Source organism: Robiginitalea sediminis, assembly GCF_002198115.1.
Classification (GTDB): Bacteria; Bacteroidota; Bacteroidia; order Flavobacteriales; family Flavobacteriaceae; genus Robiginitalea; species Robiginitalea sediminis.
Genome location: NZ_NGNR01000001.1, coordinates 983,315 through 1,006,580 on the forward strand (window position 1 = coordinate 983,315; position 23,266 = coordinate 1,006,580).

The following is a 23,266-nucleotide window of genomic DNA, read 5'->3' on the forward strand; positions in this document are numbered from 1 at the left end:
GGTTTTTATTGCCAGTAGCGCATGATGCGCCCGAAGGCCTCCCGGTCGTAATACATCCTGAGGAGGGGGTCGTTGTGGAACGCCCCGGTTTCATACCAGTGCCCTTCGGCAATGGCCTTCAGGAGGTTGTCCAGACAGGCCTTCTCCTGGCCTGTCCCGGCATAGAATTGGGCCAGGGAATAAAAGACTTCCCCATACTGGTAGGGGCCCCTTTGGTTTTCCATAGCCCCGATAAGGGCTTCTGCCTCCTCAATTTTGCCCTTTTTGTAGAGGGTTATGGCCAGCAGCGCACCGTAGTTGAAGTTGGTGCTGTCCCGCTGGTACCCCTCTTTCAGATACGGTTCTGCGGTGTCGTGCCTGTCCCTGTAAAAAAGCAATTCCCCCAGCAAGGGGCCGTCGGCATCCCTTTGGGAATCCATCAGCGGCAGAGCCTGGTCCAAGTAGGCATGGGCATCCTCGGTCCTGCCTTCTCTGAGGCATTCCTTCGCCCCGAAAAGCAGGAAGTCCGCCTTCAGGTTTCGGTCCGAAACCACTTGCAGGTTCTCCATCATATCTTCCACGGCTTCCCACCGACCCGCGCGGACATATGCCCTTAGGAGGATCTTTTTCAGGGTCCAGAACCCGGATTGGCGGGAAAAGGGCTCCAGCAATGCAATGGCCTGCTGGTAGTTGCCCATGTCGATCTCCGACATGGCCTTTATCTTGTATCGCTCCACACAGAAATCGCATTTGTTGAGGTCCATTTCGGACATGTCAATCTCCTGGAAAATACTGTCTACCGCCCCGGGCCGGTTGGTTAGCTGGAGGGAGAAAAGCATCATGTTGGAATTGGTTTCCAGGTGCATGGGGGTAATATTGTATTCCCCTTGCTGGTATCGGTAGACGTTCCTGTGGTTGCCCCTAAGGAGGGCATCGTAGAGGTTCAGCAGTACCTGCTGGCGGTCGTATAGCCCGGTTTCCCTCCGCATCAGTTGCAACAGGGAATCCGACGTGCGGTACATCCCCTGGTTAAAATAGTACATGAACCGGAACGCCTTGGGTTCAAAAAAATCGGGATCGGCGTCTATGGAAGCATTGAGCAAGTCCAGGTATTGCCGGTCATCCTCGTTGCGCCAGGACTTGGCCTTGCTGAAAAGCTCGTAGGCCTCGTACCGGGGCGGGTGCTCTTCCAGGCTCTCCGCTGCCCGTTCCTCTTCTATAAAATACCCCAGGATACGCTGGTTTATGGCCTCAATACAGTCCAACGGACTCTCGGCATCGCAACTCACCGGGTCGAAGGAGACCAGGGTGCGGTTCATGGCCTCATCGGTGATGGAGCACTGAAAGAGCATCCTGCCATCCCTCAGGTAGTAATCCCCTTCAATGATTTTGGAGGGTTTCAGGTATTCCGTTACCCGGATATTGTTCCTGACCACACTGTTGTCTGCAGGGAGCACGCTGGCGCGTAGGACCTTGGAATAGTCGTCTATGATCTGGGGGGAGATCACCTGCCCCAGTTTGTTGCGCGTAATCCCATGGATAATCCAGTCCACGGCCATTTCCCCGATGATATTCTTGGTGGAATCCCCGGTGAGGTTCTCAAATTGCAACACGGCAATCTTGTTGCTCTGCTCGAAAGTGACCTCGAAGGTGGGTTTTACAAAATTCCGGTTTACGATGACCAGCACGATCCCCGTACAGATCAGGGCGATGATCGCCAGAAAGGAAAAATACAGTTGCTGGAAGGGGCTCTTCTGGAATTTGCCGGGCACCGGGACTCCCTCCGGGTCCAGCAGGGGTTTTTTATTGAGGTTAGGGGCCAGCTGGAATTTCCATACCCCGTAGATGTAAAGTGGAAAGCCTATGAGCAGGGCAATGAGCCCGTATGCGACGATCTTAAGGGAAAAACCCAGGGGTTCTGCGATAAGGGCAATGACCTGAAGCAACACCCAGCTCGATACGATATAGATGGATAGGTTCTTCAGTACATTGTTTTCCCTGCATTCCCGGATGAATTTGTTGAGCTTCATTGCAGCGCGGAGGGGTTGGTTTCAATGAGAGGGAAAGCTCCGATATTGTTTGGTTTAGTGGCTATTTTTAACTAATATAGTGAATATTCAAACCAATCGACAACAATCACATGTCCGATCAGAAACAACCAAACCATCCCCTGAAGCCCAAAAGTGGTCCGGGGGTAAAATCGAAGTCAGGACCCGGGGTAAAGTCCAAATCCGGCCCAGGGGTCAAATCCAAGAGCGGGCCCGGGGTTAAATCCAAAAGTGGCCCTGGGGTAAAGTCCAAATCAGGACCAGGAGTGAAATCCAAATCGGGCCCTGGAGTTAAATCCAAAGGGGGCCCGGGGTTAAAGTCCCAATAGGGCAGTAAGCGCTGTTCCGGTTCTGGCCCCACAGTGTCGGATCAGCATGTATGGCAGTTGATGGCAGGCCCTGGTCCCAGCTGCAGGTAAACCTATGGGATAGTCTTAAAATTCAAGTTTAGTGAAATTCAACCTGGCCGAGCAATTGGCCGTAATCAAGATAGTGGAACAGGTTATCCGGGCGGACAACCTGATCTACGAAGGGGAAGCGGTGTTTATTTCCCAATTGGCAAGTGTCCTCCAGTTCGACCCGAAGCTCTTTAAAAAGGCCCGGGAAGTAGAGGAGGAGCAAGCACTTGCGGTATTGTCGGAAATGCCCGAAAACAAGAAACACGCCCTGGCCATCCTCCTCAACGAGGCGGCAAGTGCCGACGGGCGGGTATCGGAACGAGAGTTGCAACTCATCGCCGGGATCTTCGACAATGTCGGAATCCGGGTAGAGCGGTTGTAATTCCGCCCTTAATAGTCGGGCTGGAATATAAAAAAGGCCCTGGGAATTTTCCCAGGGCCTTTTTTTGGCAATGGTTTTACTGTACTTAGCTAATTCATCATTGCCCCTGCCCGAGGGAATACCCGCGCACGCCGTCGAACCGGTAGAGGTTTTCGGTCTTGATTACGTCGACTTCCGTCAGGGCAGCTTTGTGGAGGAGCTCGATGATGTCCTGGGGCCGGACCCGAACGCCCTCCCCAGAGCTAAAGCGGCACCTCCAGTGGTCCGTGCAGAAGGTTTCCTCAAAACCTTTGGGCCAAACCATAACCCCCCGGTTGGTAATCATGGCAAGTTTCAGGGTGGCATTCTCCAGCAGTTGCAGTTTGTAGGCGAGGTCCCTGGCATCCTGCCCACGCCAATCCACGAACAGGTCTACCCCGTCCAGAGTTTTGGTTTTTTCCTTTGCCCGCCGGTATGCGGGGATTTCAATCCGTTCGAACCCGGAATAATCCGCGGCCTGGAAGCGTCTGGGTTTCTGCCCCAGGTTCTGGCAGACGGCTTCCGCAAATTCCCGGGTCCCTACTTTGCGGGTACTCAGGTCCGGGCGGTAGATATCCCCGGTATGGATCCCGGATTCCAAAGTCCGCAGCCAGGCGTTCTGGATGCGTTCGGCTACTTCGAACTGCCCCAGGTAGTTAAGCATCAGGATAGCAGCCTGCAGCAGGCCGGAGGGGTTGGCTACATCCTTGCCGGCCAGGTCGGGGGCGCTGCCGTGAATGGCCTCGAACATGGCACATTCCCGGCCGATATTGGATGAGCCTCCAAGACCAACCGAACCGGATATCTGCCCCGTGATGTCCGAAACAATATCGCCGTACAGGTTAGGCATGACCACCACATCGAAATCTTCGGGTCTGTCCGCAATCAGGGCCGCCCCGATATCTATGATCATGTGGTTGCTCTCGATGTCCGGATACTCGGCTGCGATTTCGTCAAATACCCTGTGGAAGAGCCCGTCAGTCTGCTTCATGATGTTGTCCTTGGTCAGGCAGGTTAGCTTTTTGCGGTTCTGGCTGCGGGCGTATTCGAAGGCGTAGCGGATGATCTGTTCGCAGCCCGGGCGGGTAATCAGTTTCAGGCACTGTACCACTTCCTGGGTTTGCTGGTGCTCGATGCCTGCATAGAGATCCTCCTCGTTTTCCCGGATAATGACCACATCCATCTCCGGGTGCTTGGTACGGACGTAGGGGGCGTAACTCCTGCAAGCCCTTGTATTGGCAAAAAGACCGAGGCTCTTGCGCAGGGTTACGTTCAGGCTTTTGTACCCTCCGCCCTGGGGCGTGGTAATGGGGCCCTTCAACAGGATCCGGTGTTTCCGGATGGCATCCCAGGCCTCGGAAGGAATCCCGGAACTCACCCCGCTCAGGTAGGCGCGTTCCCCCATTTCGATTTCCTCGAATGCTAAAGGGGCGCCGGCAGCCTTAAGGATTTTCAGAACGGCCGCCATAATCTCCGGGCCAATCCCGTCCCCATGCGAGACGGCTACGGGGATTGGGGTTTCGGAATAGAATTCAGGGGCAGAAGAACCCTGGGTGTACGAAAGGGTAGTGGAACTCATCGGGTGGTATTTTACATTTGTCGGGGACAAAGATGCGGGATTTAATACATATATTTTTATTTATCTTTAATATGTAAAACATAAGCATAATATATGTAAAGAGTATTTTCCTTCATCTAGCAATGGCACCGCCGTTCTGATTTAGTTCGTATATTGTGCGTTCGAAAACGTACCGTTATCCACCTTTACTGATTAACCCCATGGAGTTCAACCTACTAGAAAAGCTCGCTGTTTTAAAGGCCATAGACGAGGTCATTCAAATGGACAATACCGTAAAGCGCGGTGAAGTCCGCTTTATGGACCGCCTGGCCGACGCCATGGATTTCCAACCAGAACTCATCCTGGAGGCCCGCAAGGCGGAACCCGCCGAGGCCCTTGCCGTACTTCGCGAGATGCCCGATCCGCAAAAGCAAACCCTGGCCCGGCTGATGAACGAAGCCGCCAATGCGGATGGGGATGTAGATGAGCGCGAAATTCAGTTTATCTACAGGGTATTCTCTGCTGCAGGAATAGAGCTGGATCTCTGACCCTTTACCTTAATTTTTAGCCTGAGGCGCCTCCGCCTGTCATTTATCATGCTGCCGGCCGCATTTTCTGCGTAGCTTCCCGGAAAGGAAGCCCATGACCCGTAGTACGCCCGTATTGCTGATTGTTTTCGGCCTTCCCGGAACCGGGAAGACCACCCTGGCCGAAGCCCTGGCGGAGCGCCTGGGCTGGCCTCATGCCAATACCGATGAATTACGGGCTTGCCTCGGGCTTCGCGGGCAGTATGACCCCACTACAAAGGAGCAGGTGTATACAGCGCTGGAAACCTGGGTGCGTGAAAGACTCCAAAAAGGGATTAGTGTGGTCATTGATGCCACTTTTCACAGGGCAACCCGGCGGGAACGGTTTATGGCGCTTGCGGCGGGATTAGGAGTAGATTGCATATGGATATGTACAGAAGCCTCCGAAGAAGCCGTTCGCGGACGGGTATCCCGTAGCAGGCCTTTAACCGAAGCGGATTTTGAGGTATTTCTAAGCGTACGCGAGGCCTTTGAACCGCCGGCAACTCCCGTAATCAGGGTCAATACAGAGACCGAGCCGGTTTTCGGGGCAGTTGGGCGGATCCTCAAAATGCTGGGTTATGAATAGGGATGAGGTCCTATCCTTGCTCAAGTATCTAGAGGGCTCTTCCCCTGGCGGGGCCATGCTGGTCGAAACTCATGCTTCCTGGGTACTGCTTACCGACACCCTGGCCTACAAGATCAAAAAGCCCATCCGATTCAGTTTCCTGGATTTTTCCACGAAAGCGCTTCGTAAGATGTATTGCGAAAGGGAGGTAGCGCTCAACAGGAGGCTGGCACCGGACATGTACATAGGTGTTGTTCCGCTATGCAGGGAGGGATCCGGAATACGGATAGGAGCGACGGGCGAAAAAGGGGTCGATTTTGCTGTAAAAATGCGCCGGATGGACGATTCGCGCCAACTGGACCTGCTGCTGGCCAAAGCGGAGGTTTCCGTTGCGGAAATCCGGGAATTGGCCCGGATGGTGGCCGGCTTCCACCGCCAGGCCACCAGGGTTTGGCAGGCCGAAGGCTGGGAGGACCACTTCCGGGAGTTTGCAGACCTCCTATCGGTTAAGGAAACCCTTGAATCTGTTCTTGGGCAAGGCACTGCTTCTTTTTTGGCCCGGGTCATATCCCGGGCGGAAGGCTTTCTTCGGGACCGTTCCCCCCGCATTGAAGCGCGGAAGGCCGCGGGCTTTGTGATCGACGGACATGGGGACCTGCACGGCCGCAATGTGCTCATGACCAACCCGCCTGTGGTTTTTGACTGTATCGAGTTCAGCGATGAACTGCGTACCCTCGATGTCCTGAGCGAAATCGGGTTCCTGATTATGGACCTGGAGCGATTTGGCCGGGAGGATTTGGCCGAGGCGTTCCTGGAGGCGTACCGGAGCCAGTTCGAATGTATCCTATGCGATACCGATCATGAGCTGTTGCTGTTTTACAAGCTCTACCGCGCCAATGTGCGCCTGAAGGTCGGGGCCCTGGCCTTGGGTCCCGAACCACAGCTGGCAGCCAGGGATATGCTGCAGGGCTATTTCAATCTATTCAGGGCTTATGCCGGGGAGCTGTTGGGGGAAGGCTGAGGGGGCTCAGTCCAGGCCGGTTTTCAGGCGGTTGATATCCCGGATGATTTCTTCCTGCTGGCTCTCGCTGAAGTCGGAAAGATCCACCACGGTATAGTGGACCTCGGTCCCTTCGGGATGGTTCCAAAGCACCGCCCCAAAAATATTAAAGGCATTGGTGGTGCCGGACCCATCGTTGCCGCCAACCACATTGTTAAAGGCATTCAGGTAGTACCGGTCGAAGATGAGTTGCTGCCCGGGCTGGTCGATGGTATTGCCGGTAATCCAGCGGATGGCCACGTCGGTTTGGGGGGAATTGTAGAACCCGTTGGTGATATCGGACCCGGAAAGGGATCCATCGGAGTTCAGATCCCTGATGAGTTGTACCCCATTGCGGTAGGGCATCAGGGCCCACCCTGCTTCGGTGGTTTCCTTCCGCAACAGGTGTTGGCCCTTGGGTAGGAATGCCAGGTCCTTACCGTCCGCAAAGTACCCTGTGCCCCCGAGGAAGCGGTAGACCTTTTCGTTGGCCAGTAGGATAAAGTAGGCCTTGGGGTTACGGGCATCGAAAATCCTGCGCGCCGTATTGATCCTGACAGCCACCAGGTGTACGTCTCCCGGGGCGAATTCCCATTGGGAAGGCCCACGGCTGTCGGAGGACCCCTGCCTGGAGGCTACCCCTGTATATTCCGCATCAGGGTTTGCCCTTACCCTGCCTTTAAGGGCGTTGAGTTTATCGATCCATTCGGAATGCCACTGGGCGGGCAGCTTAACGGCTATATTGTCGTTGATGGGGGCCGGAGGGGTTACGGATTTCCCTGTGTCATCGATAAAAACCGTATCGATCCGGACTCCCCGGGCAATCCCCCCGATACTGTCCAGGTCCTGGCGCAGTCCTTCCAGACTGTCGCGCTGTTGCTCGGTGAGCAGCACCAGGGAATCGATCACCGTGACCTCCCCCACAAGGGTATTGGTAACGGTGTCTCTGGGCATGTTCCGGATAACCCCGTTAAGGCTGTCGATCTGCCCTTCCAGGCTTTTAATTTCACGGTACTCCACTATGCCCCAGGAGGCAAAGCCCACGATGGCCAGCAGCATGAGCAGCCCCGCCAGGCGGAGGCGCCGCCACAGGACTTTCTGCCGGTGTTTCCGTGCGGTTTTCTGTATGGGTGCCACCAGGGTATCGTGACTGAGCTCCAGGCTGGTGCCCCCGGTGGAATCCAGTTGGGAACGCAGCAGGCGCCGCTCCACCAGGGTGTTGAGCAGGGCCACGGGAACCTGGTACTGGTGGGTTATGAGACGCTCCGGTAAGGGAATCCGGTTTCCGTTGATGATAAGCCTACTTTCGACCAGGTTCCTGGCTTTACCCCGGTTTTTTCGCGGTAGGCCTTCAATAATTTCCCGGTAGTGGTCTTCAAAGATCGTTTCAGGGTTCCCCAGGTCTGAAGGCGTCAGTTCCAGGGAGGCCGCCCCGGGTTGTTTTTGTGCTTTGGCCATGATGGCTTCCTCCGCATGCTGGGCAATGAGTTGCAACTGGAAGGTTTCAATGCGCTGGGTGCGTTTGTCTTTCAGGCTGGAGAGGATCTTATCCAGGGCACCTTGCGAATAGGTGAAAACGGGGGATGTATAGGGGCCTTCCAATGCGGCGGGCTTTTGGAGGGCCTCCAGGGCCTGCATCCCATTGAGGGGCTTGAGCTCGTAGGTGTGCCTGAAAATATACGGGATATTGGGTTTGAGGGCGTCCAGGGAGCCCAGGTGGTCGTGGCGGACCGAAAGCAGGACCTTGCAATTGAGCGGGGCCAGCCAGCTCTCCAGGTCACTTTCGGTAAAGGTGCCCGCCCCGGAAAGATGATGCGCTTTTATAATCCGGCGGATGGCCTTTGGCGGCTTGGGCCTCAGGACATCTGCCAAAGCCCTCCCAAAGGATTCCACATGGGGTTGGTGAAAATGGAATAACTCCTCAAACTGGTCGAAGACCAGGGTGTTCCAGGGGGTTTCAGGCCCGGCAATCTGCAGGGACTTCAGGTAGCACCAGAGCAGGGCGGAAAGATCGTCCGGAAGTTCCTCGGAGACCTGAAGGGTATCTCCCAGAAAAGGAGCCGCACCCAGATGGGTTTTGAGCTGCTCCAGGACCAGGTCCAAGGGGTTTTTATCCGGCTCGTTGAAGCGAAGTTCCAGGATACGGTGGTTTTCTGTATCGCGCAACCTGGGCAGGACCCCGGCCTGCAGCAGGGATGTCTTCCCGTATCCCGACTTGCCGAAGAGGACCACCAGGGGTTCCAGGGCCACCCGCGCAGACAGGGCGCGAATGTCCGCATCCCTGCCGAAGAACAACTTGCGGTCTTCTTCGGAGAAGGGTCTTGCACCGGGATATCTGAATTGTTTTTCCACTGCTTTTTCCTTGCGGGCCTTTTGGGCTACCGGGTACCTTCCCGGATTGCTTTTATGAGTTCCTCAAAATGGGTGCTTTTGTGAATGTCCGGCGTGAGGACATTCATGTCGGCCACCTTGTTGATGATGGTGTCGAAATCGTCGTAAATCCGCTTGAAGCGTTCGTATTCCACCCCGATGGTCTTCAGGGCTTCGGCCCCGGAGCGCTTGATTTCCTCATCGAGTTCATCGAGCTTCTTTTTCCATTCCTGTTTGTATTCCAGGCGCTTGTTCACGTCAAAAATCATGGCATCTTCCAATACGATGGGGAAGATGCGGCCTTCAAAGTCTTTGTGCCGGTAGATTTCCGTCAGCTCATACATACAGTACCCGGATTTCAGGTATTTATCGCTGACGATAACCACTACCCCCTTGGCCTCCCCGATCCGGTTCATGAATTCCATAATGCCGCCCTTGTACCCCAGGTCGTTCTTGTCCCGTACCAGGCGGATCTGGTTGGCCTCCAGGGTGGTTTCAATCAGGTTGGCCATTTCCTCGCTGGCGCCCTTCCAGGCATAGGAGATAAAAATTTCGGTAGGGGCAACCTTTTGTGCGGGTGGTTCTCCTATTTGCCCCTCGCTCCAGGCCTGGTGAAGGGCATTGATAATCTCTGCCGCTGTGCTGTTTTCAAAAAATTCCACATCGAATTCCGCATGGAAGAAATTCTTGATGTTGTCCTGGGTGATATCGTGGGAGTTCAGGAGTTTGTCCTCTATCTGCATGAGCCAGAGCAGCAGCTGGAAATACCATTTATCGAAGCTGAACCCGAAAAAGAGGACCGTTTTGGCTTCCCGAAGGATGCTTTTAATCTTCAGTCCGTTGTCTCCCATAATGCTGTGGAGGTACTCATAGAGGTCCCGGTAGGTGAGGATCATGGAGTCCAGCTCCCGGTGGTCCCCAAAGATGTTGTAGATGTATCGGGCCTGGGTTTTGTTGGGCTCCTTGGGCGCCTGCCCCTTGTGGTAGAAATCATAGTCGAACCCAATACCCTTGTCTTTCAGCACCTTGTTGAGGGTAACGTCCGGGGCGGTATTGATGATTAGGGGGAAGGGGATGTCCGCAATTTTCTGGTACAGCTCGTTGGGCTGCAGGGCTTCGAAGAAATCCGATACTTCATCCTCTATTAGGAGCTCCCTGGTTTTGGTATCGAAACTCACAAATTCCTGGTCGTCGTAGTAGCGCACCTTGTCGCCCAGGCTTTCCGCTAGGTACTCGTTCAGCCGGGCATGGATACTCCGGCCGTCTTCGCTGAGCAATTGCGGGCCCAGGATCACCAGGCAGGAACCTTCGTTGATCCGTTTTACAATACGCTGTAAGGTGGCGTCCTTCATATCCGGGGCATTAGCCCCCGGAAGCCAGAGGGTCCTGAGTGCTTCATAGGGTGCGAGTAACCTGTTTTAGCAGGCAATAACTGAATAACCGAAGCAAAGTCGGGTGGAACGGGGCAAGAAGATGGGGGCTCGGCCTGGGGCCGGAGTTCTACAATTTAACAGTTTTCCGCAAACGGCCGCCGGAATTCGGACAAAATAACGCTTTGGTCGGTCGAAAACCGCTGATAGCAGTCCTTTTGTAGGAAAATACGCCAGTCCTTGTTTAATATTCCCCCTGGTGTTTAAAATCGCCCCACCGCGGCCTTGAAGTGCGTTTCAGGGGGATTTGCATCCCACCGGTTCCTTCGAGCCAGGTATAAAGGGAGTCCAGCATGCTTTTGGCCAGCTCCTGTTTGTCCGGGTCCCCGATGAGGTTGTACATTTCAAAGGGGTCGTTTTCCAGGTCGTAGAGCTCGTTCTGGTCCCATACCCCGTTGTAGCGGATGTATTTGTACTTGTCGGTCCGCATCCCAAAGACAGTAGGGGTCATGGGGAAATCGTTTTCCCAGTAATACTCATAGAAAATCTTGTCGCGGTTGCCCCCGGGCTTTTCCCCTGTAAGGATGGGGATAAATGATACCCCTGGCATGTGATCCGGTTTAGCGACCCCGGCCTCTGCCAGGATGGTGGGCCCGATATCGATGTTCTGCACCATGGCCGTTGGTGTCTTGCCGCCCTCAAAGAGATCCGGGCAACGCACCAGCAGAGGGACTTTCACCGATTCCTCGTAAAAGTGCCGCTTGTCTATAAGTCCGTGTTCGCCCCAGCTGAAGCCATTGTCTCCCATATAGATCACCATGGTTTCGTCTGCCAATCCTTCCGCTTCCAGGTACCCCAGTACGGAACCAATGCTCTCGTCTACCCCAAGCAGGGTTTCGCAATAGGCCTGTACCAACTCCTGCATATCCGTATTGCTGTGGTACATATAGTCTACCCCATGCCAGCTGACCCGCTGTTTGGCCACCCATTCCGGCCATTTGAGCTTGCGCCATTCCCCGGTTTTGGTCTGGTCGTAGGTAGGGGGCAGGGCAATTTGCTTGCCGGCATACCTTCCCTTATGCCGACGGGCCGGCTGGAATTCGGCATGGACGGCTTTGTGGGAGAGGTACAGGAAAAAGGGTTTGTTTCTGTCGCGGTTTTTAAGCCACTCCACGGCATGTTCGGTAAGCAGGTCGGTAATATAGGTGGAGTCTTTGTAGGCGATGCGTTCCCCGTTGATGTTCAGGGTAGGGTTGTAGTAGACCCCCTGTCCGAAAAAGCTCTCCCAATGGTCAAAGCCCGGGCGGGGCTCATCGGTGTGGCTGCCCATGTGCCATTTGCCCAGGAAGGCGGTCTGGTAACCTGCCTTTTGCAGGTATTCCGGAAAATAGGTGAGGTTCCCCGGGTTAGGCGCCTGGTTGTCTACGATGGTATGGGTATGGGAATAGAGGCCTGTTAGGATGGAAGCCCGACTGGGGGAGCAGAGGGAAGTGGTCACAAAGGCGTTCGGCAAATAGGCCCCTTCCGCAGCCATCCGGTCCATATTGGGGGTTTCCAGCCACGGGACCTTCCCTGTAAAGCCCATGTAGTCGAAGCGATGGTCATCGGTGAGGATAAAGATCACATTGCGCTGTTTCTTTTGGGGTCCGGGGCCTGCGGTCAGGGTGGAGGGTATCAGGACAAAGCCCAGTAACAAGGTAGTTAAACACAGGCGTAAGCGGCTCTTTTCCATGGTTTGGTTGGTTGGTTCCTCCTAAAATAAACAATTGTGCTTAAATTGATAGGTATCTGGTTATTTCCTTAAAATCAACCAACTATGAAAGCAACAAACCCACTCCAAAAGATCCGTATTCCCACTTGTCTGACCAGGCCCCTGTGCTTTCTGGGAATGATGCTCCTGCTCCAGGCGGTAATGTTAGGTCAGCAAGGGTCCTCTACCCCCAACTTTATCGTCGTGTTTGCTGACGACCTGGGGTATGGGGACCTTGGGGTCTTCGGGCATCCGACCATTCGTACCCCAAACCTGGACCGAATGGCCGCCCAGGGGCAGAAATGGACGAATTTCTATGCCGCAGCCAGTGTGTGCACGCCCAGCCGGGCTGGGTTGATGACCGGCAGGCTGCCCGTCCGCAGTGGCATGGCCTCCTCAGTAAATAGGGTGCTCTTCCCGGATTCGCACCACGGCCTGCCCCAGTCGGAGGTTACCTTGGCAGAACAGCTTCGAAAGGCGGGTTATGCTACAGGGATGGTCGGGAAATGGCACCTGGGCCATCAAGAGCAGTACCTGCCCACTAACCATGGGTTTGACTATTATTTCGGGATCCCGTATTCCAACGATATGGATAGGACCCGTCCGCTTACTTCCGCCAGGGGGTACTGGGAACTCTGGACCCGGGAATGGGATAACCTGACCCCGACGGATTTTAATGTCCCGCTCATGCGGGGAACCGAAATCGTTGAAAGGCCGGCCGACCAGAATACGCTTACAAGGCGGTATACCGAAGATGCGATTAGATGGATACGCGAGCATAAGGACGGTCCGTTCTTTATGTATCTGGCGCACAACCTTCCCCATGTTCCTCTTTTTGCCTCCGAGGCGTTTCGAGGTACCAGCCGAAGGGGCCTGTATGGTGATGTGGTGGAGGAGATCGACCACGGGATTGGGCTGATACTAAAAATGCTCGAGGAAGAAGGCCTGGTGGGCAATACCATTGTGGTCTTTACCTCGGATAACGGTCCCTGGCTGCCCACGGAAATCTCGGGCGGTACGGCAGGTATGTTGCGCGAAGGCAAAGGAAGCACTTGGGAAGGGGGGATGCGCGAACCGACAATCTTCTGGGGCCCCAGGCTCATCCAACCCGGAGTGGTCATGGATATGGGCAGCACCCTCGACTTGCTCCCGACTTTCAGTAGTTTGGCTGGGGTTCCGGTACCCGGGGACCGGATTCTGGACGGGACGGACTTGGGGCCGGTGTTGCGGGGTAACGGGCAAAGCCCCAGGAAGACGATGTTCTATTACAGGGGAAGTGAACTCTATGCCGTACGGATGGGCCCTTATAAGGCCCACTTTATAACAGAAGCAGGCTACCGTCCGAATACGCGCCAAGAACATCAGGTGCCATTGCTGTTCAATGTGGAAGAAGACCCTTCAGAGCGGTTTGATATTTCGGAGGCCCACCCTGATATTTTGGCCGTCATCCGCAAGATGGTTGCCGAACACCAGGCAAATATGGTGCGTTTACCAGACCAGCTGAAAGACAGGGGTTAAAAAAACGGCGGGGTATCCCCGCCGTTTTTCAATGGTTGAATCGGTCCGATCTACCCTACCAGAGGGGGTTTGTCGGTTGCGAAAGGGATGTTGTATACGCGGCGTCCTGTGGCCTTGTACATGGCACTGGCCATAGCCCCGGCAGCTGGTGGCAACCCGGGTTCCCCCAGTCCGGTGGGGGAGACGTCGCTGTCCACGAAGAACACCTCGATCTCCTTGGGCGCCTGACTGTGCCGTATAAGCTGGTACCGGTCGAAATTCTGTTGCTGGGGCACGCCATTCTCGAAGGTGAGCTGGCTGTACATGGCATGGCCAATCCCGTCTACCACGCCCCCCTGGATCATGTTGGCGGCTGCATCCGGGTTAATTACGATCCCGCAATCTACGGCACACCATACTTTCTGGACCTTGAGTTCCCCGTCTTCCTGCACCATATCGAAGACTTCGGCCACATAGCTGTTGTGGCAGAAATAGGCGGCTACTCCGCGGAAAACCCCGGGGGTATTGGTGCCCCATCCGGCTTTTTCCTTGACCAGTTTCAGTACCCCGGCATAGCGCTCGGCATCGTAGTCGTGCTCCTCCCCAACAGGGTTGTTCTTGGCTCGTTCAAAGAGCTCCAGGCGGAACTCGATGGGGTCCTTGCCGGCAGCTTCCGCTACCTCGTCCAGGAAGGACTGTTCCGCCCCGGCTGTAAAATGGGAACGGGGGGCGCGCCATGCTCCTGTGGAGATATTGGTTTCGGACATGATGTTCTCGGCAAGGTAATTGTCCACCGTCCCGGCCGGGAAACGACTCGGGAAAATGGCTCCTTCCGGCAATCCGGTACCCCGTACGGAAAAGGCGATCAGGTTGTTATTTTCGTCCAGGCCTGCCTTGTAGGTGCTGGCGTATGCCGGGCGGTATACCCCGTTGGCCATATCGTCCTCCCGGGTGTAAATCAGTTTAACCGGGACGCCGGCCTGTTTGGAGATGGCGGCGGCCCTCAGGCCGAAGTGCGTGTAGAGCCTGCGGCCGAAACCACCCCCCATCCGCGTCATCCCCACGCTGAATTTTTCTTTGTCCATATCCAGCAACAGGGCAGCCAGGTCCCGCAGTGCGTTCGGCGTCTGGGTGGGCCCGAATAATTCGGCCCCGTCTGCCGTTACATGCGCAAAGAAATTCATGGGCTCCATGGTGTTGTGTGCCTGGAAGGGCGAGGTATACGTCCTTTCAATCACCTTGGCCGCGCGGGCAAAGGCCGCTTCCGGATCCCCGTCCCGGCGGACATCCCGGGGGGTGCCGCTGCGCAGGACTTCCTCCATCCGCTCGGTATGCATGCGGGAATCCTCCAGGGCGCCAACGGTTTCCCATTGGGCGCGGACGGCTTTTTTGGCCTGCATCAATTCCCAGGTGGTGTCTCCCACAATGGCGATACATTTGGGGAAGGCGCTCACGTTTCCGAAGAGTTCGGAATCGATCCCGGTATCGATCATAAAGGCGTCGGTCACGCCATTCATACCTTTGATCTCCTCCTGGTTAAAACCGGTAGGCGTCATCCCGAAGGCGGGCGGCTGCACGATCATGGCGAGTTTCATGCCTTCCCGCTGGTAATCCAGCCCGAAAAGCGGCTTCCCGGTAACGATATCCTTGCCCACCACGTTTTTCTGGGTGGTACCAATAAGGGTAAATGTTGTCGGGTCCTTCAACTCCACCTCCTCGGGGATTTCTATACCCACGGCCTTGGAGGCGATTTCCCCGTAACCGATGCTGCGCTCCCCGTTAACTTCTTTGATGATACCCTGGCTGGCGGAAAGGTCCGAAACGGCAACTCCCCATTCTTTGGCAGCAGCCTCCAGGAGCATCCTCCTGCCGGCGGCCCCGGCCATGCGGAGTGGTTCCCACCCGAGCATGATGGAAAGACTTCCCCCTGCAAATTGCGGGTTTTTGAAGGCATCGGAATCCAGCATGCCCTGTTCCACTACCACGTGGTCCCACGGGACATCCAGTTCCTCGGCCACGATCATGGGCATGGAGGTCATTACGTTCTGGCCGATTTCCGGGTTCGGGTTGTAAATGGTTACCATTCCGGTATCCCCGATTTTGATATACCCGTTAATCTCAAACCATTCGTTGGGGATGGCGATGGCTGGTTTTTCTTCTGCCCGGGTGCAACTCATCATCCAGTTGAACCCAATCAGCATCCCGCCCCCCGCGGCTGCGGAGACCTTCAGGAAGGAACGGCGGTTATATTGTGTCTTAATACGTGTCATGTCTCAGCGTTTTGGGTTCAGGAATTGGCGGCTGCTTTCTTGATGGCTTCTTTGATGCGCACATAGGTGCCACACCGGCAGAGGTTGCCGTTCATGGCCATTTCGATCTCGGCATCGCTCGGGTTGGGGTTTTGCTTGAGCAGGGCGGCCGCAGCCATGATCTGCCCTGACTGGCAGTACCCGCACTGGGGCACGTCCACCTCCAGCCAGGCTTGCTGTACCGGGTGGTCGCCGTTTTCAGAAAGCCCCTCGATGGTGGTCACCTTCTGGTTACCAACAGAGGAAACCGGGAGCATACAGGAATAGGTTGCGGTATCCCCCAGGTGCACCATACAGGAGCCGCATTGCGCAATGCCGCAGCCATATTTGGCGCCGACGAGGTTCAGGTGGTCCCTCAGGACCCAGAGCAGCGGGGTGGAGGGGTCTACGTCCACTTCCCGCTGGGTGCCGTTGATGTTTAAGTTGAATTTTGCCATGGTCGTTTTATATTCCCTGGAAGATACGGATTTTCATTCAAAGAATCGGTTTAAATTATCGGGAGCCCCGGGGGCGGTGGGGAGGAATTTAAACCCGGAATCGGGATCCGGGAAATAGCCTACGAACTGGGCTTTAAATACCCCCAGCACTTTACCCGCCTGTTTAAAAAGAAGACCGGGCATTCCCCAAATGCGTTCCGGATGCTGAAGTAGGGGGGTGGTCAACTCCTGCAATCAGTCGGAATAAGGGAATTCTACCCATGCTTTCTAATGGGTTGACCGGTTTTCAGCCGAGTCCCTTTTGGTCCTTACATGCGCCTGCTAGTTGTTTCTCAACCCCTCCAGCACCCCGGCATCCACCCAATGAATATTGGCAAATCGGATGGGCCGGGTGGTATCGATGGTCTGGTAGATCAAATAGTTCCCGTCCGGGGTCACGCTGCCGAAAATGTCCTCGTGCTCGGTATTGATTTCCGGGCCCAGGTTCAGTGCCGGCCCCCACGACCCATCCGCCTGCCGGAAACTCACATATAAGTCCGAGTCCCCGAAGCCGCCTTCGCGCTCGGCATCCCAAATGAGATAGCTTTCGTCCGGGGCAATAAAGGGGTGGGCAATCCATTTCCCGGAGTTGATGGTTTCGGGGAGGACCTCCGGGGGTTGGCGCGTGCCGGCAACCAGGCGGGAAACCCGGATGGCACCGACCTCCTCCCGTACATCGAAGAAAAAGGTGCCCGCCTCCGATGCGGTCAGGCGCATGATGGGGTAGGGCTCAAAGTGCGTCCCCAGGGATTGGGGCCCAGACCAACCGGAAGGCAGACGCTCCCTGTAGGTGTTGCCGTGGTACATGGTTCGGTTGTCTGGTGCAATAAAGACCTCGCCCCCCTGGGAGGTCTCGATTTCCTCCGGGCCTGACCAGGTCCCATCCTGGTAGTGCATTACATAGTTCTTCGGGGCCTCGCCTTCCCGTTGGCGCATAAAATAGAACTCCCTGCCATCCGGGGAAAAGGCCGCCTCGGCCTCCAAATGTTCCGTGGAGACTATCCCGGGGGCGAATACTTCCGGGTTCTGTCCAGGCGGGTCCTGCCCCATGTAAGGCCCTTTGGCTGCTGCTTTGGCATCTTCCAGGGTCTGCAGGCGCTGTATGGCATTCCCGCACCAATGGCAAGGGACCCCATCCCCCAGTTCCAGGGCGTGGGTGAAGGCCGCGGCAGCTTCCGACTTCCTGCCCAGGAGGTAGTATGCTTCTCCAAGGGAATCCCACAGGTTCCCGTCTCCCGGGAACACCTCCGTGTTCAGGCGGAGCAGGGCAAGACCCCATTTGGCATCCCGCCCATGGGTAATCTGACGCAGGCCGATGCGGTTCAGCAGCCCTTTGTCCGGGATACCCGAACCGGTACGCTCTGTTAGGAACTCGTTTAACCCGGAAGCCTGGGCAGGGGAATGGCTGCGGATATATTCAAAGACGAGTTCATGGGTGTTTTTCGGGATGGATGCCGGCTGATAGGCAGTGTCGGAGATCATCCGGGATACCTCCCAGGCCACTCCTTCCGAGGCATTGTTAAGCCGGATGTTCGAAAGGGATATCACCACCCACCCGCTGTCTACAAACCTCAGCAAATCGGCAAAGTAGATCCCGTTGCTCCCGTTGTGGGTGACGACTTTCCCCAGGGCTGGGTCTTCCATGATGGCCCAGCCATACCCGTAAAAGGAGGTACCCCCTTCGGATTCCGGTACGTGTGGGGTTTGTAAGAGCGCTGTGGAAGCCTCTCCCAGCACGCGCCTCTCCTGCAAGGCCTGGTGCCAGGTCAGCAGGTCGCCTGCCGTGGAATACAAGTCCCCTTTCCCAATGCTGAACCAGTGGTATTCCGGGGCGGGCAAGTGGTCCTGGGTGGTCCCCCAGTCCTGCCAGGCCCCGCGGACATCATCGAAATAGTACCCGTGGGCCAGCCGGGCAGTGTCCCGGACGCCTTGCCGGTACCCTGTATCCGCCATTCCAAGCGGTTCGAAAAAGGTTTGCCGCAGGTAGGTTTCATAGGCCATTTCGGCGGCGGCCTCTACGGCGGCGGCAAGCAGGATATAGTTGGCATTGGCATAGGTGTGCCGGGTTCCGGGTGCGTATAACAGTTCGGATGCTGCCACTACCCCGATAAAGTCCTCCAGGCTGGCCGCATCGTACCGGAACCCGCCGGTTGCGGGAGAAATCCCGGAGATCTGCACAATGAGCTGGTGCAGGGTTATGTTCGCTTTACCTTCGGGCAGCCCCGGGACGTAGCGCCCTATAGGGTCGGAGGGGTGCAGTTTTCCTGCTTCCGCGAGTTTCAGGACGGCAGCGGCGGTAAACTGCTTGGTGACGGAGCCGATATTGAAAACGGTCTCCGGGGTATTGCGGATCCCGGCTTCCCGGTAGGCCATTCCGTAGCCTTTGGTAAATATGATGTCTTTGTTATGGGCGACCAGAATTGTGCCGGAATACCCGTTGGCCTCCGCCTGAGTCAGGTAGGAATCGATCCGGCTGGCTAACGCTATTTTGTGTTGACTGCCCTGGCCTGAAACCCAACAGGCACCCAGGAGCCAAAAGAATATAATGAGATATTTCATGACGGTTGTTTTTTGATTATCCATCCCTTTCAGGCAGATGTGATGAAGAAAAGGAAGGGGGCAGGCTTCCTGCCCCCTTTAGTAGGTGTGGTAATTGCCTCTGGTGTTACAGGAGGCACCCCGGGTTTATTCCGCGGCAACGGCATCCCAGATACCACTGGCGGCCGTTTCCCGGGCAAAATCGGCAAAGTCTTTGGGCTTGCGGCCCAGGATCTTTTCGATATCCCCGGTAACCACCTGGTTTTTCGGATTGGCCAGCACCTCGGTAAAGAGGTATTCCATGAGCCAGATGAGGTCCTCCGGGAGGCCCTGCTGGCGCATGCCTTCCACGTATTCCGGAAGGGTAATGGGGATAAAGGTGAGCTCCCTTCCCGTGGCTTGGGCTATCTCGGCTGTAACCTCCCGGAAGGAGAGCAGGCGGGGCCCGGTAAGCTCATAGATTTTACCTCCATGTCCTTCTCCGGTCAAAACGGCCACGGCAGCGTCTGCCAGGTCGTTGGCATCTACGTAAGGGGCCTTGCTATCTGCCTTGGGCAGGGCCACAACCCCTTGCAGGATGGGCTCCAGGAAAAAGCTCTCGCTGAAATTCTGGTTGAACCAGCTGGCCCGGATAATGGTGCTTTCTATTCCGGAGCCCAGGACGATCTGCTCGCACTGCTCGGCTTCCGTTTCGCCTTTTCCGGAGAGCAAGACCAGTTGCTGTACCCCTTTTTCACGTGCAACCCTGGTCAGGGCGGCAATGGCCTCCTTGGCTCCGGGTACAGCCAGATCCGGCTGGTAGGTAATGTAGACCTTTTCCATCCCCTCAAGGACAGCAGGCCAGCCGGCAGGGTGGTGCCAGTCGAAGGACGGGGTGGCACCCCGGGACCCGATGCGTACGTGGTGGCCCTGGGCGGTTAATTTTTCTGCGATGCGGCGCCCGGTTTTACCGGTGCCTCCTAAAACTAAAATGTTGCGTTTCATAGTATGATGGTTTTAATGATGAGATACTTATTTCATGAGGCCTGCCAGCGCCAGCAGCGCAAAAGACAGGATACTGCTTACCACCCGGATGCTGTGAAAGCGGTTCCAGGGGGTTTCAAATTTTTTGCGAAGGGCTGCCAGCTCCTCCAGGGTACTGCCGGCCAGCTCCGTCTTGTCCAGAATCTGGTTGAGCGGGACATTCCCGAAAACCGTCACCAGGACCACCCCGATGCCGTAGAGGATGACCGCGACCAGTACCAGGCGGAAGTGCAGGGGCGACTCTCCCCGGGCAGCCAGGACTGCTGCAATTCCCACGGGCAGGGCTCCCAGGAAAACCAAAAAGAAAGGCGGGTTAAGGATGCTCCGGTTCATTTGCTGGAAGGCCTGCAGAAACCCCGTGTCGTCCAGGTTTCCGATGCCGGGGGTTACGGCATTGCCCCAGGTGAAGCACAGTCCGGCCGAGAGCCCGACCAGAATTATGGTGGCCAGGAGAGAAATGTTGCTGATAGAAAATTCCATGATATTGGTTTTTAGCTGTGGATTAAAGTGTCTTAAGGGTTCTGGGATAGACCTTGATGTAGTAATAGGCCGTGGCTACCGCCAGGAATTCCAGGGCAATGATCCAGAACCCGGGGTCGGTGAAGAATTCGTAATGGCTGCCGCCGCTGGGAATGATCAGCAAGGGCACTGTAATGAGGGCGTCCAGGAAGGCAGCGGTCAAGAGGAAGGTCTGGCCCACGAGGTAACCGTGGGTTTTGGATCCGCTCTTATAGTAGATTCGCGACCCGAACCAAACCAGGGGGCCAACCAGGAGGAACAGCACGAGGTTCCCCTGCCGTGCGGCATCTTCCATAACAGGGATGGAATAGGAAAGGAGGAAGGCGCCCACGCCGAGGAACCAGATCCCCGCTCCGATTGAAATTGCTCTTTGTGTTTTCATGTCCGTAGGTTTTTAAGTACGGAACAAAACTAGAGCACCCCCGGGCGGGGCATTTGTCCGGGAAGGAGTAAGATTTGTTCGAAAAGGATCAGGCCTTTATTTCGCTGGGTCGGAAGCCGAATTTCTTCTGGAAGGCATTGGAAAAGGAACTCAGGCTGTCGTAGCCCACGTGCCAGGCGGCTTCCTGGACTGTGGCCTTCTGGGTGCGGATCAGGTCGTGGGCGGTAGTCATGCGCTCGTTCTGCAGGTACTTGAAGACGGGGACGCCGAAGTACTCCTTGAATTCCTTTTTCAGTTTAAAGGTGTTCAGCCCGATTTGCCGGGCCAGCTCGGCCAGGGAAGGGGGGGCGTCCAGGTTCTGGGCCAGGATCTCCTTGGCCTGGTAGAGCTTTTCGCGTTCCGGGGTTTTGATCGCTTCGGATTCCCGGGTGGAGAGCTGCCAGAAGAAGTGGGAGAGCAGGGCAGTGATCTGTGACCGGAAGAACATCATTTTTGCCTTCCCCTCATACTGGTTGTTGAAGATATTGTCTACGATCTGTTCCATTTCCGGGGTCATATAGAAGCGGGGGCCCTCCACGTAGGCGTCTTTGGGTTTTACCAGCTGCTGGAGCAGGTCGGTGAAGAGTTCGCCTTCCCCGTTGGGCAGGTTCTGCAGGTTCCTGGGGGCCGTGGCGATCAGGACACATTGCAAGGGTTTGCCTGCAGACACCGTATGAATGGACTCTACGGTGGTATCGGCATAGAAAGAGATGGCCAGCCCCTTGGTATTGGTGTAATCGGCCTGGGTATCCCCGTATTTCATGCTGAGCTGTACATTGCCCGACCCGTAAAAGGCCACGGCAATAAGGGGCTCGTCAAAATAGCAGGAATCCACCACCACCTTGTCGGAATGGGCTTCTTCCACCAGGACGATAAAGTCGTTGATGTTGATGATGTCGCGGACCATGGCACGTGAAGGTACTAAAAAATGCAGGGAGTCCGGGTCCTGGAAATTTTAGTACTTTGGAACGATGGGGCTATTACTATGCTCCCTATAACCCACAAGCGTATGTCAACTTCTTCCTTCTCCCGCAGAAACGCACTGAAAACCGGCCTTGCCGCCTCCCTGGGCCTATCTTCCGGGCTGGCCTTTTCCATGGACACCAAAGTGTCCCGGAAGGAGTCCGACACCAAGGGACACAACCTACCGTTCCGGGTAAGCCTGAATACCTCTACGCTCATGGCCTACGAGTTGCCGGTAGACCAGCAAATTGACCTGATTGCCGGGGCGGGCTTTGACGGAACCGAACTCTGGATGCGGGACATACAGGCGTACCTGGAAAAAGGGGGTTCCAGGGCCGGACTTAGGGAAAAACTGGAGGCCGGAAACCTGGTCCTGGAGAATATCATTGGCTTTTCCAACTGGTGCCACGATGATCCGGAGGAGCGCAAAAAGGCCCTTGAAGTATTGCGCCAGGAGATGGAAATTATCGCCGACCTGGGCGGGGGCTACATCGCCACCCCGGTAATGGGAATGACCCAACTGGACCCCGCCAACTTCGACGCCTATGCCGAACGCTACCGGGCCATCCTGGAACTGGGAGACCAGACGGGGGTATACCCCCTGCTGGAACTCTGGGGGATGGGCGCCCTGCACAAAGTGTCCGACTGTGCGCAGATAACCATTGCCTCCGGCCACCCGAAAGCGGCCATGTTACTGGACATCTACCACGTGCACCGGGGCGGGAATACCTGGGATACGGTGGATGTGCTCAACGGCGGCCGCATGCCCGTGATCCACATGAACGATTACCCTGCCACCCCGGCCTGGAACGAACTCACAGATGGGGATCGGGTGCTTCCCGGGGAAGGGTCCTGCCCGTTCGGGACCGTGATCCCCAAACTCTACCACGCCGGCTTCCGCGGCGGGTTTTCCGTGGAACTCTTCAACCAGGGATACTGGGCCAAATGGGATGCAGCGGAAATGCTGGCGCAGAGTTATGCCTGTACGGTTGAGGTGCTGAGGAAGGCGATGGAGGGGGTGGGCTAGAATAGTGACGGGATTCTTTTCTCGCCTGTGGCTCGAAAGCGGCCTGGGGGGTGGGCCTGCAGAGAAGCCGAGCCCTCTCTTGGAATTTGGTGTTTGGGATTTGGAATTTGGCCGCAGTGGCCGGGATTGTTTTTCCGCCTTCAGCGGAAAAACGGCCCATGGGGGTGGGCCTGCTGAGAAGTGTGGCCGAGCCCTCTCTTGGAATTTAGCCCCGATAGCTATCGGGGTGGGATTAGGAATTTGGCCGCAGTGGCCGGGATTGTTTTTCCGCCTTCAGCGGAAAAACGGCCCATGGGGGTGGGCCTGCAGAGAAGCCGAGCCCTCTCTTGGAATTTGGCCCCGATAGCTATCGGGGTGGGATTTGGAATTTGGCCGCAGTGGCCGGGATTGCTTTCTCGCCTGTGGCTCGAAAGCGGCCTGGGGGTGGCCCTGCTGTGAATCAAAACC

18 protein-coding genes and 1 pseudogene are annotated in these 23,266 nt (G+C 56.0%); 7 read left to right on the top strand and 12 right to left on the bottom strand.

The genetic code is table 11. From position 1 onward, the window contains the following. Positions 1-5 precede the first annotated feature (5 nt). Positions 6-2,009: a tetratricopeptide repeat protein gene (locus CA832_RS04410; protein ID WP_088340327.1), complete on the bottom strand. Its 2,004-nt coding sequence runs from the start codon at positions 2,007-2,009 to the stop codon at positions 6-8. Positions 2,010-2,477: 468 nt separating this feature from the next. Between CA832_RS04410 and CA832_RS04415 the strand changes: the two genes are divergently transcribed. Further along, a complete protein-coding gene (locus CA832_RS04415; protein ID WP_088340328.1) occupies positions 2,478-2,807 on the top strand; it encodes a hypothetical protein in 330 nt (109 codons plus the stop codon). Positions 2,808-2,904: 97 nt separating this feature from the next. Here CA832_RS04415 and CA832_RS04420 read toward each other — a convergent pair whose 3' ends face one another. Next, positions 2,905-4,404 (bottom strand): NADP-dependent isocitrate dehydrogenase, encoded by a 1,500-nt coding sequence (locus tag CA832_RS04420; protein WP_088340329.1) that lies wholly within the window; start codon positions 4,402-4,404, stop codon positions 2,905-2,907. Positions 4,405-4,604: 200 nt separating this feature from the next. On the opposite strand from CA832_RS04420, the gene CA832_RS04425 reads away from it, so the two are divergent. The 3 genes from CA832_RS04425 to CA832_RS04435 all read left to right on the top strand — a co-directional run bounded on the left by CA832_RS04425 (position 4,605) and on the right by CA832_RS04435 (position 6,538). After that, entirely contained in the window at positions 4,605-4,931 is a 327-nt protein-coding gene (locus CA832_RS04425) for a TerB family tellurite resistance protein (RefSeq protein ID WP_088340330.1), read from the top strand. Between the two features lie 94 nt (positions 4,932-5,025). Further along, on the top strand, positions 5,026-5,538 hold the full coding sequence (locus CA832_RS04430) for an AAA family ATPase (protein ID WP_088340331.1): 513 nt from the start codon (positions 5,026-5,028) through the stop codon (positions 5,536-5,538). After that, the gene (locus tag CA832_RS04435) at positions 5,531-6,538 is read left to right on the top strand and encodes a phosphotransferase (protein WP_088340332.1); all 1,008 of its coding nucleotides are present in this window, start codon (positions 5,531-5,533) and stop codon (positions 6,536-6,538) included. Before CA832_RS04430 ends, CA832_RS04435 begins: the two co-directional genes overlap by 8 nt. 6 nt (positions 6,539-6,544) lie before the next feature. On the opposite strand, the gene CA832_RS04440 is transcribed toward CA832_RS04435, so the two are convergent. The 3 genes from CA832_RS04440 to CA832_RS04450 all read right to left on the bottom strand — a co-directional run bounded on the left by CA832_RS04440 (position 6,545) and on the right by CA832_RS04450 (position 12,028). Further along, positions 6,545-8,908, bottom strand: coding sequence for an nSTAND1 domain-containing NTPase (locus CA832_RS04440; RefSeq protein ID WP_143542331.1), 2,364 nt, complete (start codon positions 8,906-8,908; stop codon positions 6,545-6,547). 26 nt (positions 8,909-8,934) lie between these two features. Next, positions 8,935-10,278, bottom strand: a complete 1,344-nt coding sequence (locus tag CA832_RS04445) for a toll/interleukin-1 receptor domain-containing protein (RefSeq protein ID WP_088340334.1) — start codon at positions 10,276-10,278, stop codon at positions 8,935-8,937. 262 nt (positions 10,279-10,540) lie between these two features. Beyond that, on the bottom strand, positions 10,541-12,028 hold the full coding sequence (locus tag CA832_RS04450; RefSeq protein WP_088340335.1) for a sulfatase family protein: 1,488 nt from the start codon (positions 12,026-12,028) through the stop codon (positions 10,541-10,543). An 84-nt stretch (positions 12,029-12,112) separates the two neighbouring features. Between CA832_RS04450 and CA832_RS04455 the strand changes: the two genes are divergently transcribed. Then, the gene (locus CA832_RS04455; protein ID WP_233131730.1) at positions 12,113-13,564 is read left to right on the top strand and encodes a sulfatase family protein; all 1,452 of its coding nucleotides are present in this window, start codon (positions 12,113-12,115) and stop codon (positions 13,562-13,564) included. A gap of 50 nt (positions 13,565-13,614) precedes the next feature. On the opposite strand, the gene CA832_RS04460 is transcribed toward CA832_RS04455, so the two are convergent. Then, the gene (locus CA832_RS04460; RefSeq protein WP_088340337.1) at positions 13,615-15,813 is read right to left on the bottom strand and encodes a xanthine dehydrogenase family protein molybdopterin-binding subunit; all 2,199 of its coding nucleotides are present in this window, start codon (positions 15,811-15,813) and stop codon (positions 13,615-13,617) included. 17 nt (positions 15,814-15,830) lie between these two features. Then, a complete protein-coding gene (locus CA832_RS04465; RefSeq protein WP_088340338.1) occupies positions 15,831-16,289 on the bottom strand; it encodes a (2Fe-2S)-binding protein in 459 nt (152 codons plus the stop codon). A gap of 105 nt (positions 16,290-16,394) precedes the next feature. Here CA832_RS04465 and CA832_RS04470 point away from each other — a divergent pair. Further along, positions 16,395-16,502, top strand: a pseudogene (locus CA832_RS04470) (helix-turn-helix domain-containing protein); the annotation flags it as partial. Between the two features lie 108 nt (positions 16,503-16,610). Here CA832_RS04470 and CA832_RS04475 read toward each other — a convergent pair. The 5 genes from CA832_RS04475 to CA832_RS04495 form a co-directional block, all read right to left on the bottom strand. Next, the gene (locus tag CA832_RS04475; protein ID WP_158211880.1) at positions 16,611-18,887 is read right to left on the bottom strand and encodes a serine hydrolase; all 2,277 of its coding nucleotides are present in this window, start codon (positions 18,885-18,887) and stop codon (positions 16,611-16,613) included. A 126-nt stretch (positions 18,888-19,013) separates the two neighbouring features. After that, on the bottom strand, positions 19,014-19,850 hold the full coding sequence (locus CA832_RS04480) for a Rossmann-fold NAD(P)-binding domain-containing protein (protein ID WP_088340340.1): 837 nt from the start codon (positions 19,848-19,850) through the stop codon (positions 19,014-19,016). A gap of 27 nt (positions 19,851-19,877) precedes the next feature. Continuing rightward, on the bottom strand, positions 19,878-20,369 hold the full coding sequence (locus tag CA832_RS04485) for an anthrone oxygenase family protein (protein WP_088340341.1): 492 nt from the start codon (positions 20,367-20,369) through the stop codon (positions 19,878-19,880). A 22-nt stretch (positions 20,370-20,391) separates the two neighbouring features. Continuing rightward, positions 20,392-20,790 carry a DUF5367 family protein gene (locus CA832_RS04490; RefSeq protein WP_088340342.1) on the bottom strand — a complete coding sequence of 133 codons (399 nt, stop codon included), beginning with the start codon at positions 20,788-20,790 and terminating at the stop codon, positions 20,392-20,394. 88 nt (positions 20,791-20,878) lie between these two features. Then, positions 20,879-21,736 carry a helix-turn-helix transcriptional regulator gene (locus CA832_RS04495; protein WP_088340343.1) on the bottom strand — a complete coding sequence of 286 codons (858 nt, stop codon included), beginning with the start codon at positions 21,734-21,736 and terminating at the stop codon, positions 20,879-20,881. A gap of 102 nt (positions 21,737-21,838) precedes the next feature. Here CA832_RS04495 and CA832_RS04500 point away from each other — a divergent pair, with 102 nt between their 5' ends. Then, positions 21,839-22,819 carry a sugar phosphate isomerase/epimerase family protein gene (locus CA832_RS04500; RefSeq protein WP_088340757.1) on the top strand — a complete coding sequence of 327 codons (981 nt, stop codon included), beginning with the start codon at positions 21,839-21,841 and terminating at the stop codon, positions 22,817-22,819. Positions 22,820-23,266: the final 447 nt, after the last annotated feature.